This is a genomic window from Olivibacter ginsenosidimutans (assembly GCF_039542865.1).
Lineage (GTDB): Bacteria > Bacteroidota > Bacteroidia > Sphingobacteriales > Sphingobacteriaceae > Olivibacter > Olivibacter ginsenosidimutans.
The window spans coordinates 62,147-76,599 of sequence record NZ_BAABIQ010000003.1 but is presented as its reverse complement, the minus strand read 5'-3'; the positions used below and the strand labels follow the sequence as shown (position 1 = coordinate 76,599).

Genomic DNA, 14,453 nt, shown 5'->3' with positions numbered 1-14,453 from the left:
GATGAAGCGTGCACATGTTACATGCTTATGCATATTTTTTGCCTGATTGCTGATATTAGTCCTGCCGAATTGCGCAGCCGCCTTTTTTATCCGCTTAATTATCTTATTTTTCCCTTCACTAAAATTTTACCGATATAGATTTTTGTATGGGCGTACTTCGCTAGATGGCGATTAATATCATCCTGTTGCTGTTCTCCTAAGATTTTTCTTTTATCGGGAATTTGCTTGTCGATCCTAAAAGTAAGTTCATGTTTACCCTTTGGAACTTGTAGTATAAAAAATTGTCCGCGGTATCGATTATTGCAATAAGCATTGAAGCGATTTATAATTGGTGATCCACCTTCAGCGATCCGGTAGCGCACTCCCCCGTCAGGGACGACGGAGATCTCTTTTCCATCTAAGCTTAATCGCAATTGGCCTACTTCCGGTCCGCCAATATCAAACAAACCCACGGCATCGCCTTCAAAACGAATAGTACCCGAAGCACCAACTTGTTCAGCAGCCATCGCCTGTGAAAACCAAGGGGCAAATTGTTTTAGGCTGTCTTGCATGGGTACCGGTGCCCACGCCTCGGAAAACCGAACGTTCCCCTCCGGATTCACCCAAGAAGCATCTTCCCAATTATCTGCATACTGAGCCGGCGGTAAACTGGACAAACTGTGCATAGAATGATGCGCTTCCGCTACGACTACTTGCTTTAATAATCGAGCGATTGCCGCAGCATATAAATTTCCTCCCTGCTTTAAGGGATGTACCCCATCGGCCGTGAAAACGACTTTATCTGCTTTGGTTTTTTCGCTACCCTTAGCTGTCAGTTTTTGTTGAGCAAGCATCCATCCTGGATACAAAGCGAGGTGTACCGAAGGGATCTGATAATGATCGGCTAAGACCTCTAGCTGCTGAATGTGCGGCAGTAATTTTCCTTGAACGTAACTATTCAACTGATCTGCCGTTGCAGCATATAGCAGGCAAATATCCGTTTGGTTATTAGCTTGTTTTACTTGCCGAATAATACCCTCCACGCCCTGTGGAAAGCCGCCATTTACCGCAAATTCAATAAATACCAAATCGGGGTGATGAATGAGCACTTGCTCTTTTACCCTACACGCACCTAAATCAGCATCTGTTCCCGGTATACCAGCAGCGATTTCAACTAGCCTTGCCTTCGGAAACTGCTGGCGAATTAAATTGGTTGCCTGCCGCCGATACCGTTCGTCAAGTTGCGTGATGCTTCCACCAATATAAGCAACCCGAACCGTATCTCCGTTAAGGCTTTTTCTACAAAAATGAGGCAGCCCCCCACGCACTTGAAATTCTGTTATACCATTTATACGGAATGAGGGTTCGACTTTTGTTTGTTGTGGAAGATGTAACGTCCGAACAAGGTTAACCGCAACGGCTTCGCCCAATTCATTTAAGGCTTGCTGGTTATAATGGATAGCATCCACCATCAACTGCCGTTCTGGAAAGGTATTGGTCTTTTCAAAGGCAATATAAACCTGATCTAACGACTGAGCTACCTTTGTTTGAGCCGCTCTGACCAGATCAAAGCCTGTTTTCGAATGTTGACTATAATATCCTGTTTTTACGAGGAAGAAAGGTGTATTTGCTTGCAAAGCCGACCGAAAACGTTCGATCAAGCCTCGTAAACTGTTTTCATATGCTGCGGGACTTAATTCGCCACTATTGATGGCATTGGCATCACGCTCACCCTGTACCCAAACGACTGCACTAAGTGGTAAGCCTGTTTTTTTCATCGCGGCCTTTACCTTCTTTACTGCATCTTCAAATAGCGGCATTTTACCCCCTGTCGCCCATGTCCCCATCCCTTCCAGTTCTGCCTTTTCATGGTTGGAGCTGCCTCCTCTAGCAGCTGCTACAATAATTATCGTATCACCGGTAAGCCGATTTATGGTTTGAGCAAAAGCCGGCCAGGCACTACCTGTTTCTGCCTGCTGAAAATGCAGCTCATCAACGCCCACCGGATCCAGTAATGGCTTTAGACGATCGCCTATATAAGTGTACTCAAACGCTATCCCAGGCATGACCCCTATAGATAAGGAGGCATCGCCTTTGCCCACGCAATTACTTTGTCCGGCGACTAATATCAGGCGTTTATCCGCTTTTACAGGCATCACGTAAAAAAATCCAATAATTCCCAGAAGAAGTAGCTTCATTTCAATTCATTATCTAATGGTTACCGTAGCCTTTCGAGCAAATGCACCGAGACCGTAAGCAAAAGTTAGAACATCTCCCTTTTTAAGATCCGTCAGTTGATCAAGCTTAACCAAACTGTTAAAATACAATCCGTCTGTACCCTCCTCTTCCATATCCACTGTACCGATAGCATTTCCATTCTTTGCTACAGCAACGGTTGCTTTTTCTTTTGTCGAAGCATCCAAGTTTAAAGGTGCCGCAAGCCGCAGTCCGATACTTGCCGATGGCTTTACCTGTTTAATTGGCTGTTGAAATTGTTCGTCCATGACATCCAGATGCGTTAAATCATAGTTCCGATAAGCGATTCCCTCTATCCATGCTGTATTAAAGGTAACCCAACCTTCGGTATGCCCCGGATCACCACCATAAGGTTTATAGGGATACATCTCTTCCTTGGGTGATCCGTCAAGTACACCACGCACCGTTTGCAACATCCCTGCACCACCTTCCAGCTCCTGAAACCAAGGCAAGTCGGCGCCCTCAAAATCACTTAGTGCATCGTAACTGTGGTGCCTGTTTGCCGGATTTCTACCAAAAACATTATCGATCTGACCGACAGCCAGTATTTCCAATTGGTGTTGCAGTTGTTTATCCGGAATCAACTCCTTTGCCATAAGGGCTGCAGCAGGAAAACCGGCAATATTACCCGGTTCATTAAAACTACCATTCGGATTAAATGTCGGATCCGAAGAAGGTTTAATATCCGGTATCACCCATTTACTGGAGCTGTATTTCCGAAAATCCCACAGGTTATTTCCGCGGGGAATGATGACTTTTGCCCAATCGGCTATCTTGTTAGCCAAGCCTTTAGGGCATACCGTTGGATATTGCTGAAGGAAATAACCAAGATTTTGCAGGGTAACATACTCATTCATGCGCTGTCCTTTCGTTGTCGCCGGATCCTGCCAATCCAGATGTGCTATGATCCATTCCGTCTGTTTATAGGCTGCATCCCAATATTTTTTGGCGTCGTCCCGACCTTCCCGCTTGGCCACCTCATATAGCATGAGGTTAGGTGCGATGGAATGTCCCGGCGGGAATTGTCCTTTGCCTGTTCCGATTAAGGTATACGTCTGCAATAGATTGGCATTATGATCAATATCGTGCCAACGCCACCGGTTGTTGGTCGTATCCCCCCAGATCGCAAATAGATAATCGCGTGCCTCCTGATAGACATTTTCAGGGATATATTGCTTGAGCATAGGATAAGCATACAGGAAATAGGCCAGCTGCTCTTTGAGCAAGGTATGATTCACTTTTCCGCGCAGGTAAATATCAACGGCATAATAGATCAAGCGAACAATTTCAGGTGTTTCATCGGGTAATTTTTCCCGCAGACCTTCATAATGTCCTTCTACAGGCATTCGGGCAATCGAAAATGCATCCGGATTAGAAAAATAGAGATTAATTAAGGCCTGCAGCTCAAAAGAAAACTGATGGCTGTCCCGCCAAGCTACCCCCAGAAACGGGCAACCTGCATTTTCCGTTGTTGGTTTATACAAGCTTGTATTACCGTACCAACATCGGTCGTCGATCATAAATTGTAATGCCGGCATATAGGAAACGCGTTCGATCAAATAAGGAGCAATAAAAAAAGGAAACGATTTCCCAACGGTTTGCCCGTTGACCATAATTTGGTATTCTGCTGTTCCGGGTGGATTAAAATCTGTAAAGTCGCCCACCTGTCCATGTATCGTTCCCTGATACAAGCTTTCTTGTTGTCCGGCTTTTACCACTTGAAAAGGCGTCCCGTCGGTAGCTAAGGGTGCCGTAAAGCGCTTTACCGCTTGGGTATTGTAACCACTTTGATTCACCATGACCGGCTGAGGTTCATAAGCATAAACTTCCAGCTCACCCATTGCCGTATTATGCTTAGGGGTGTACGTAACGATCAACTTACGCATTTTTTGTGGCTCAAAACTGATGAGTTTTTGAGCAGGCAATACCCCTTGAAAGGCAAGATTTGCCTTACCTTCCTGATTGACGGCATATAGCTGCAAGGAATCATCACCTCGAAACCCTCTTAAAAGTACACGATCCACGGCATATTCTCCCTGTAAATCCACTTCCATCCGTGTTTCTAAGGAAGTTGGATAGGTATAGAATACCGTTTCGTCGTCACCGTCTACCAAGTAGCTGGGTTTGTTTTCCGGTATAACGGGATTCACCACTACCGGCTTTCCTTTAGCCAGGTTAATGGTTTGGCATTCAGATCGACTATAAACACCAACAATCAACAGGAGCAACCACCATTTTTTCATGTCTCTTTATATTATATTAACCGTTTCAGGTAGAAAATTTTTGACCATTAGGTTAGTTATTCAATTGGATTACCCGTAAACCACCAGCAGGAATCCTTATCGTTTGGTTTGCCGTTCTATTGTTTATGTTCTCGAGTTGCTTACCGGTTTCGTTTAAGATCATTCCTGTTTTCGGAGCCTTTTCCCCAGGCAATAATGCTGAAAAATCCATGGTTACCAAAGCCTTTTGCTCATCTACGCTGTTGTTTAGCAAGATTAAGAAGAAAGACTTTTTATCGTTACTACGCGCGCATAGGTAATCTATCCGTTCGTTTCCTACGGTTAATCCATGTTCTGGAAGCATCATGACAGCTGGTATATGAAAAATTTCACCCGCTTTAAACCCGTAGGGTTGATGTGGACCTACCTTTGGCGTTACAAATCCCCTAGGAAAATGAATGAGCTTATTGCTTCGAACGGAAGCTTCCGATTGCAAGTAATCGGTAATCCAACCGATTTGCCACCAAGCATGGTGGGGGTAAGGCCCAGCCCCTTTATTCATCGCATTCCAGTAATAGGATGCCACATGCGTTGCCTGATCTACAAACGCGTCTCTACCCCAAGCTGCTGCCCGAGCCATATCTAAAAAGAGCGAATCCTGTGTCAAACCATACATCCGCACAAACATCCCCGCATGGCTAGCCAACAAGATAGGACCTCCTCCATTGGCCGAGCCTAACAGTCCGCCATGTTCAAAACTTAATCCCGCCTGACTGATTTGCCAATCGGCTCGTTTTTCTCCTTTTACGAACTTCTCGGCTTCGCTTGGTATGGGGTGGGTATACACGGAAGCAGTATAAAGACGTGCCGCCTCCTTCGCTGCCTCCAGATACTGTTGATCGTTGGTAAGCTCATAGAGATCGAGGAAAGCTTGGGCGCTTTGCGCCGTTGCAAAATCAGGAGCAAAACGCGCATCACCACAAACCCCTAAGAAGAAGCCCTTATTTGCCGCCTCGGCTACTAACCAATTGGCACCTCGTTTAGCACCAGCTAAGTATTTTTGATCGCCCAATATACGGTAAGCAACCAATAAGCCATAAAAGGTGGGACGCCGGTCTTTAATATCCGTAAACATTGCTTGCTCAGTCGCCCGGTCATAAGCCACTTCCCAGCTGCCATCTGCCTTTTGCCATTCCAACAATTTATCGCCTCCTGCACGCAAGCGATTGCGCAATTCTTTGTCATCCGATTGATAGAGCAAAATATTCCCAATGTCTAACATGGTGTAATAGGTTAATGCAATCGGTTCTACATAATCGCCCCATTCTTCTGTAAAACGTTGGCGATTCCATAAGTAATACTGGCCAATTGCAGCCCCTTTAAAAAACCCATCGCTCGTTTGTTGCTGCACCAATTTAAAATTCCGGGCATAGGGTAAGCGATGCTTATTCAATGTAGCATCACCTGTTAGTTTTGCCAGCATCCACATCGCACCGTAATCAGAATTCTTCATGGCATCCTTATTGGAGCCCACAACACCACCTAAATATGCTTGAGCACCGATTTGCAGTCCCTGATAGGGAAATACCTTCCATAAAGAAGTCGAATCATCCCGTACATAATCTAACATCCCATAAATACGATGCGTTAAGGACTCTTTTGTATCCTTTAATTTCAGAAAATGTTTAAAGTGGTAAACATCGTAAATTGCGTGCTTATATTGGTCAAACCAATCGCCTTTACTTAAGGCATAGCGAAAAGTAAGTACCCGTTCTTCTCCCACTTGTAAATACGAATCCTGTTGCCCTAGCACCGGATGATATAAGGTTGGACTCAGTTTTCCTTCCCGGTTCATGAGCGAAAGCCCCAGCTTCCAATCGCTATGGGTTATATGGTCTTTGGCCCAAGGATCCCTTGCCATTCTCGGTTCAGCAATTACGCTAAGATTTACGTTTGTTTTATCTTGTATAAGTGGGGCCAAAGTACTAGCCACTCTTTCCCGGACAATGACCGGTTTATCCGGAATGCCTTCTCCATATCCGTACGATAGCGCCAAATTGGGTTCCAACGTTTTTCCCTGGAAATATCCGGGTAGTATAGCCCAATTTAATGCATCTTCCCGAATAGTATACAAGGTCGGACTAGCGAGGCTGTAATATCCTGGTTTCTTTGCTTTGATGCGGATTGCTACCAGTACGTCTTGTTTCATGTTTGGATCCAGTTTCCAGTCCGCATCCAACACAAACCGTTCCGTCTCCTGCCTAAAGTGTATACCATCTCCCTCTTGTTTGGCTTCTGCGGGATAAAACGTTATCGCTTCTCCCGCGGTATTCATGGCCACTGGCTGAAATGCTTTTTTCCAGTGGTCGATCTGATAGGTATAAGCCTTATACCTATCCAACCAATCGGGAGATGGAAAATGCGGTACACTATCCGGTTTTTCCTTACTGTATAAGATGGTATATTGGCCTATCGGATTTGAAATATGGATATCTCCCTGCGCTCCATGAAGCAAGAGGTCAGACAGGGCATACCCCTGTCCATCATTGCGCCACTGAATTTTTAATTGGGCATTTTCCAGCTGCGGATGGTCTTGCGCATAAGCCGTTGTAGCAAACAAACCGAGCAGTAACACTCCCAATCCTTTGACACCTTTTTTCATTACTTTTTACCTTAATCCCAATCGGGGTTTTGAACCAATTCACTATTTGCATTAATTTCATCCTGCGGTATAGGAAAATAACGGTATTTTGCTTGAACGTTACGCGTAGGATATACCGTATTAGTAGCCTTTTTTACGACGTCTACAAATGTTCCGGTACGGGTTAAATCGTACCAACGATCCCCTTCAGCAAAAAACTCCCAAGCCCGCTCTTGTATCACCGCAGTTAGGAAGGCTTCTTGGCTTAATCCAGTAGATAAGTCTGCTAATCCTGCGCGGTGCCTAATCATATTCACATAGTCATAAGCTTTACTTGTAGGTCCATTTACATGGGCCTCTGCTTCTGCCGCGATGAGATACACATCCGCCAAACGCAGAATCGGAATATTACAGATCGTGCCGGTAGTCGATACCGGATCTTGATACTTTTTAATCAAGACGCCATCCTTGGTAATGGGCGTTATCTGTGCTTGTGGCACTACATCCCCGCTTTTATTGATATAGCTGGTAGCCAACAACTCTCGCCGGCCATCCTTGGGGTCAAAAGAATTGTAGAAATCCATATAAGCAAACATGGAACCATAAGAGGTAACGGCATATTCCGGAGCTGCACTACCCGTCGGGCCACATAAGCCAACCAATTGATGTCCATTACCTGGAGAAATCGGATCGGCTTCGTAAGCCCAAATCATCTCTTTACGGTTTTCATCTTCTTTAGCATAATTAAAAAGTTCCAGCTCGGTTGAAACCAGTGAATAAACGCCCGAAGAGATCACCGACTCTGCCTTTTCTAATGCAGTAGCCCAATCTTCATTATATAGAGCAGCCTTCGCATACAAGGCATTTACCGCCTCACGTGAAGGTCGCCCCTTGTCTACAAGAGGGTAAGAAGGTAATCCTGCATCATAGGCCGTATCTAAGTCGCTATATATTTGCTGATAAACCTCTTTAACGGCACTTTTTGGTGTATAAGCATCTGCCTGCGTTACACTAGGTGTAATTTTGACAGGAACTTCTCCGAAATTCTTGGTGAGCATCCAATGGTAAAAAGCACGGAGAAAATGTGCCTCTCCCAAAATTTGCTTTTTCCGCGTTTCGTCCATGTTCACCTCAGGTACTTTTGTGAGTACCCAATTGGCCTGTTCGATGCCACTGTAGCACGACACCCAGATTTGCTGTGGCGACTCATTTGTTCGGCTTTGGCTGATCTGCGCAGTATACGTCGGTTCCAAAGTAAAAAGGGTTAAAGAATTTCGTCCGACCACCGCTCTTGGATAGACTTGATCGGCGCTAAAATCAGGGACTAAGGTAGCTGCTGGACCACCATATAGCCCTCCCAGAACACTATATACCGATACTAATGCTTTCTCGGCATCAGATGCCGTTTTATAAAAGGTTTCGGTAATAATAGACGAATATAAATCTTCCTCCATAGAGCAGGAAGTATATCCTGTGCACAGCGTAATGGCCAAACACAGCTTTAAGTAGTTTTTATAGCGAAAAGTTTTCATCAGCATATGATTTATTTTTAATGTTTATGTTAAACCTATCGGGTTTATGATTCCATTCCATTTAATTAGGTTTTAGAAATTCACCTGTAAGCCCAAAATAAACGACCGGGCTTGTGGATATACCAGGTTATCGATACCAATTTGTGTATTTGAACCTGCATAACTATTCACTTCAGGATCGTAGCCGGTGTAATCCGTTATGGTGAACAAATTATTAGCGCTCATATAAACTCTTATGTCTTGTAAAATCCGTTTAAAATCTTTAAAGCGATAACCTAACGTAATATTACGCATCCGCAAATAAGAACCATTTTCCATTGGGTAATCACTAATCGGTTGCCGGCCTCCTGCAAAAGCGCTTACATATTGGTTGTTATGGTTCTCCGGTGTCCAACGGTTCACCATTCCCTTAAAGAGATTTCGTTGACCTAGCGGGTTTTCAAAAGAGAATCGACTAATATTGAACACATCATTGCCATAAGTACCCGACAGGAAGAAACTCAGATCGAAATTTTTATAGCTTAGATTAGAGGAGAAACCATAAATAAATTTCGGATTCGGATTTCCGGTGATAACCTGATCAGCCGAACTAATCGTGCCATCTTGATTCATATCTTTCACTTTATGTCCGCCAACACGACCATCATAGCCAGGTAAAATCTCATCAGCACTTTGATTAATTCCATCAAACACATAAGTTTTAAATACCCCAATCGGCTCACCTACTTTAAGCAAAGAATAGGTATTAATAAATCGTTCCTGCGTAATACCATTGTCTAAATCCAGTATTTTATTTTGATTAAAGGTGATATTCGTTCCTAAAGACCACTTGAGTTCGCCGGTTAGCACCTCCGCATTTAAGGCAAATTCAAGGCCTTTATTCTGTAAGGCCGCAAAGTTCCCCGTCATGTTGGCATAGCCTGACGAAAGTGGAAGCGCTAGTACATATAAGAGGTCATCTGTCTTCTTCTTATAGTAATCGGCAACGACCGATAAGCGATTGTTAAACAAACTCAAATCCAAGCCAATATCCAGCTGTTTTGATTTTTCCCAACGCAAATTGGGGTTTGCTATACGTGTAGGACCGATGGATGTTACCCAACCATTATTGAGATTTACGCCGCCATTCGACTCTACAGTAGCTAATGACTGATACGGATTAATCCCTCCAGCATTACCCGTTATACCATAACTTGCACGGATTTTCAGATCATTAATCGCGTCTATCTGCTTTAGGAAATCTTCTTCACCCAAACGGTATGCCGCAGCCACAGCGGGAAAAAAGCCATATTTATGGTTGGCGCCAAATTTACTAGATCCATCAATACGCGCAGTAAGATCAACAAAAAGTTTATCCTTAAATCCATAATTGACCCGGCCCATGTAAGAATCTAACCGTTGTTTGGTACGTTCACTCTTCACTTCCCGGTTAAGTGCCAATTGCAAGGCTTCATTTTGGGTAATATCATTGGGAAAACCAGTCGCATCAATCCGATTCTGTTTATAGGTCTGCACCTGCGTTGCAAATAAGCCCGTAAATTTCAAGGAATGGTCTTCTGCAATTTTGGTGGTATACGTTAATAAACTTTCATGCAATAAGTTCAAGTTATCCTGATTATCTTTAGAAGCAGTGCCTGATGTTGAATTGATATCAGACTTGGCGATCAAGGCAAGAGGCGAGTAATTATCGTACAGACGATTATCGTTATCGGCATTAAAGGAGGCGCGGTAAACCAAACCTGGCAGGATGGTATACTCACCGTATAAATTAATCAAGGTTCTTTTAATATTATTTCGCTGCAATATTTCTATGAAATTTAACGGATTAACCACCTCCCTATAGCGGCCATTTCCCTGTTCAGCAAAAGGATAGATCGTACCATCTTCCCGATAGGCTTGTAACAGCGGCGGCGCACCAATGGCTGCGCCAAGCACACTTCCCTTAACGACACCCGCATTATCCAATCCCGTCTCTCCAGCACTGATACCGTTACTCGTGGTATAACTACCCAAAATACTGGTACCTATTTTAAAACGGTCATTGATGCTATGGTTTACATTCAATCGGTAAGAATAACGGTTAAAGTCAGAATTCCGGATTACCCCGTCCTGATCAAAATAATTAAGGGATAAGGATAGCTGGGTTTTAGCATTCCCACCACTAATCGACAGTTGTTGATTATTCATCCCTGCCTGCCGGAATATTTGGTCCTGCCAATCAATACCTTCTCCCAAAGACGCTGGATCTTTGTAATAATTATCATTGAACACCTCATTTTCCAACTGTGCAAACTCGCTGGCATTCAATACATCTAATTTCTTCGTTACTTGCTGTAAACCAAAATAACTTTCCAAAGCTACCCGGGTCGCCCCTTCTTTTCCGCGCTTCGTGGTAATCAATACCACACCATTTGCAGCCCTTGACCCGTAGATCGCTGATGCCGATGCATCTTTTAACACTTCTACCGATTCGATATCATTGGGGTTGATGGTAGAAAGCGGACTGACATCATTAATGCCGCCACTATTCGCAATTTGAATTCCGTCAACAATGTACAATGGCTCTGACGTTCCATTAATCGAATTTGTTCCCCGAATCCGTACGCTCACATTCCCGCCTGGCGAACCCGAATTTTGGTTAATCTGAATACCCGAGACACGTGATTGCAGGCCTTGGGCCACATTAGCGACAGGCATCTGGGTAAGCTCATCTGCTTTTACCGAAGCGATAGAGCCTGTTGTTTCAATTTTTCTTCGTGTACCATACCCAACCACCACAACTTCATCCAGCACTTCATCCTTGGTTTGTAAGGAGACGTTTACAACCGTTTGATTGCCTTGCACAGTCACCTGTTGAGCTTCATAGCCTACTAGGGAGAATAAAAGTTCGTGCCGCTGATCGTCCAATTGTAGCCGAAACGTTCCGTCTGCTTGTGTTTTAGCCAAGGCTTGTTTCTTTTGGTCCGTAATGGTAACACCAGGAAGCGGTTGTTTGGATTGCGCATCAACAACCGTCCCAGAAACAGCTCTTCTTTTTTGTGCTAATACAGTTCCGAAACTGATTAATACACAGAGAAATGTTAAAAATAGTTTTTGCATGGTTAGCCTTATTAGTTTTAAAAATTGGTATGGTCTGGTCTGGTAAACAAAACCATTGCGCAATTATAATAAGTATGTTATCAAAAACCAAAAAAAATTTATAAATTCGTATTTATTACCTTTGCGTACAGAAAAAACTTAAATAAAAACTGGTTTGGTTTGGTAAAACAAATTCAGTGTTTTTAGATTAGCACTATGCGTACACAGACATCCTCGGAAGAGATCCATGATACCTCCTCTCAACGTATGAAATACCTTCAACTGGTAGACCATATCTTAAAGCTCATCGAAACCGACCAATTGCATTTGAATGATCGACTCCCTTCTTTAAAGCAATTGGAGCAACAGTTTCATATGAGTAAAGAGACGGTGCTTAAAGGCTTAAACTATCTTTTGGAAAAGGGCATTATTGAATCTGTATACCGAAAGGGCTATTATGTACGAAAGAAATCTGTCGAACACAATTTCCGGATTTTTCTATTACTCGACAAGATGAATCCCATGCGGGATAAGTTTTACCATACCCTATTTGATGCCATGAAGGATAAAGCAGATATTGATGTTTATTTTCATCATCATAACGCCAAAGTGTTTGAAAAGCTTATTATAGAGAATCTCCATAGCTATACACATTTCGTTGTGGCTGCCTATTTAAAAGAAGAGGTATCGGCGATACTCAACCAGATCCCTGCTTCCAAACGCATCTTAATAGACTTTGATCAACCGCATTTACTTGGTAGTTATTCATCTATTTATCAAGATTTTAAATCAGATATTTTCGATGCGCTCACCAAAGTAAAGCAGAAACTGAAGAAATATAAACAGCTCATCCTAATCGTTCCAGCCGAAGCATTTCACGCAAATTCAGTCATCGAAGGGTTTTTACAATTCTGCCAACAAAATCATTATCCCTACACGATACAGCATGAAATAGCAACCAATAACTTTCATAAAGGAAATGTATACATTACTTTTAATAAGTATGATACGGATGATGTAACCCTGATTAAATTAGTCCGCAAGAAGAAATATCACTTAGGTGAAGATATCGGATTGATTTCCTATAATGACACCGATGTTAAAGAAGTTCTGGAAGGGGGCATCACCGTCATTTCCTCTGATTTTGAAGCAATGGCCCGAACAGTAGCCGAAACCATCGAACAAAAACAGCGCATCAGGCAACGGAATCCTACTAAAATCATTTTACGTAATTCTTTGTAAAGGTGCTTCAGCAATGCTGTACTTCTTGTTTCATTCCATCCATATGTTATACTACCGTACCCCACACCATCTACGTACTAAGGAAAAAGCAGAAAACACGAAGGGAAGGAAAGGAATAGGAGAAGGATAGGTGGATATGACGTGGATAAAAGGTGGACTTGACGTGGATTTCACGCGGATTTGAATAGCGATTTATGTGGGAAATTATTTAGGAAAACTTAGGCGTTTATTGGTAAATACCAACGCGAATAAAGGTACCAAAAAAAATCGTCTTCCTCAAAAAACATACAACAAAAATCCAAAAAAATAAAAACTGCCATTTTTTACCGTACCTCGGATACTTGCGAAACAAAACCATTTTGCCTAAGTTTGTTTTTAGATACTAAAACTTTTTAGCACAAATCATGACAACCATGACAAAAAGAACCCTCGCTTTTTTATTGTTTTTATGCTGCTTGGTCGGCTTTACCCAAGCGCAACAACTTACGGTTGGAACCTTCAATATGCGTAATGACAACAATAAAGAGGATGCCGCACGGGGCGATGGCTGGCAACAACGTTATCCCATTATCGCAGATATGATCCATTTTCATGGTTTTGATGTTTTTGGTACCCAAGAATGCCTGCACCATCAATTGGAAGATATTAAGCAAGCTTTACCGCATTTCGATTATACCGGAAAGGGCCGCGATGACGGTAAACAGGCAGGTGAATATTCCGCTATTTTTTATAATACTGACAAGTTCAAATTACTCGATCATGGCGACTTCTGGTTATCCGAAAATACGACCGAACCCAACAAGGGATGGGATGCCGTACTTCCCCGTATTTGTAGCTGGGCAAAATTAGAGCTCAAAGAAAATGGAAAAACACTTTATTTTTTTAATGTTCACTTTGACCATGTCGGCACAGTAGCTCGCAGTGAAAGCGCTAAACTTATTTTGCAAAAGGTAAAGGAATTAGCGGCTAATCATACCGCCATTTTAACAGGCGACTTTAATGTAGACCAACATAGTCCAAGTTATGCGGTATTGGAACATTCGAATATTCTACAGGATGCCTATGAACTTGCCGATTTTAAATATGCCACCAATGGCACCTTTAATAATTTTAATCCCAACAGTAAAACCGATAGTCGTATTGATCACATCTTCCTAACCAAGGATTTTAAGGTTCAAAAATATGGTGTGCTAACAGACACCTACCGTTCACCACTTAAAGACAAAGAAGAAGCATATAAATCTGGGAATTTCCCTCGGGAGGTTTCGCTAAAAGACTTCCGAGCACGTACTCCATCAGATCATTTTCCCGTAATGGTGGTGCTTACCTTACCATAGGATTGGCGGCGAATAGCTGTGTATAATTTTCATCTATTTATTTTTCTTAGGTTGGTGAGTGCTCGATGGAAATAATTATTCCTCCCTATGGCGATATTATTTCGATTTCAGTTATAACTATCTAGAAGTTTACTAAACAGTAAAACGACCACTCGTTATATCGAAT

Annotated in this window: 7 protein-coding genes; 2 read left to right on the top strand and 5 right to left on the bottom strand. The window is 42.9% G+C overall.

Translation table 11 applies throughout. The annotated features are described in order from the left end of the window. Positions 1–98: 98 nt before the first annotated feature. From ABD930_RS01730 to ABD930_RS01710, 5 genes are all read right to left on the bottom strand, one after another. Positions 99–2,177 carry an SGNH/GDSL hydrolase family protein gene (locus ABD930_RS01730; RefSeq protein WP_345229958.1) on the bottom strand — a complete coding sequence of 693 codons (2,079 nt, stop codon included), beginning with the start codon at positions 2,175–2,177 and terminating at the stop codon, positions 99–101. A gap of 9 nt (positions 2,178–2,186) precedes the next feature. After that, a complete protein-coding gene (locus ABD930_RS01725) occupies positions 2,187–4,478 on the bottom strand; it encodes an early set domain-containing protein (protein WP_345229957.1) in 2,292 nt (763 codons plus the stop codon). A gap of 52 nt (positions 4,479–4,530) precedes the next feature. Beyond that, positions 4,531–7,119: a glycerophosphoryl diester phosphodiesterase gene (locus ABD930_RS01720; RefSeq protein ID WP_345229956.1), complete on the bottom strand. Its 2,589-nt coding sequence runs from the start codon at positions 7,117–7,119 to the stop codon at positions 4,531–4,533. An 11-nt stretch (positions 7,120–7,130) separates the two neighbouring features. Then, a complete protein-coding gene (locus ABD930_RS01715; RefSeq protein WP_345229955.1) occupies positions 7,131–8,630 on the bottom strand; it encodes a RagB/SusD family nutrient uptake outer membrane protein in 1,500 nt (499 codons plus the stop codon). 72 nt (positions 8,631–8,702) lie between these two features. Continuing rightward, positions 8,703–11,729: a SusC/RagA family TonB-linked outer membrane protein gene (locus ABD930_RS01710; RefSeq protein WP_345229954.1), complete on the bottom strand. Its 3,027-nt coding sequence runs from the start codon at positions 11,727–11,729 to the stop codon at positions 8,703–8,705. A 195-nt stretch (positions 11,730–11,924) separates the two neighbouring features. On the opposite strand from ABD930_RS01710, the gene ABD930_RS01705 reads away from it, so the two are divergent. Both ABD930_RS01705 and ABD930_RS01700 read left to right on the top strand, forming a co-directional pair. Beyond that, complete coding sequence (locus ABD930_RS01705; RefSeq protein ID WP_345229953.1) at positions 11,925–12,950, top strand: GntR family transcriptional regulator; 1,026 nt, start codon at positions 11,925–11,927, stop codon at positions 12,948–12,950. A gap of 413 nt (positions 12,951–13,363) precedes the next feature. Next, positions 13,364–14,287, top strand: coding sequence for an endonuclease/exonuclease/phosphatase family protein (locus tag ABD930_RS01700; RefSeq protein ID WP_345229952.1), 924 nt, complete (start codon positions 13,364–13,366; stop codon positions 14,285–14,287). Positions 14,288–14,453: the final 166 nt, after the last annotated feature.

Coding starts and splice junctions, on each gene's coding strand:
- ABD930_RS01720 (WP_345229956.1), bottom strand. CDS start 7,119: ATGAAAAAAGGTGTCAAAGGATTGGGAGTGTTACTGCTCGGTTTGTTT.
- ABD930_RS01710 (WP_345229954.1), bottom strand. CDS start 11,729: ATGCAAAAACTATTTTTAACATTTCTCTGTGTATTAATCAGTTTCGGA.
- ABD930_RS01705 (WP_345229953.1), top strand. CDS start 11,925: ATGCGTACACAGACATCCTCGGAAGAGATCCATGATACCTCCTCTCAA.
- ABD930_RS01730 (WP_345229958.1), bottom strand. CDS start 2,177: ATGAAGCTACTTCTTCTGGGAATTATTGGATTTTTTTACGTGATGCCT.
- ABD930_RS01715 (WP_345229955.1), bottom strand. CDS start 8,630: ATGAAAACTTTTCGCTATAAAAACTACTTAAAGCTGTGTTTGGCCATT.
- ABD930_RS01725 (WP_345229957.1), bottom strand. CDS start 4,478: ATGAAAAAATGGTGGTTGCTCCTGTTGATTGTTGGTGTTTATAGTCGA.
- ABD930_RS01700 (WP_345229952.1), top strand. CDS start 13,364: ATGACAAAAAGAACCCTCGCTTTTTTATTGTTTTTATGCTGCTTGGTC.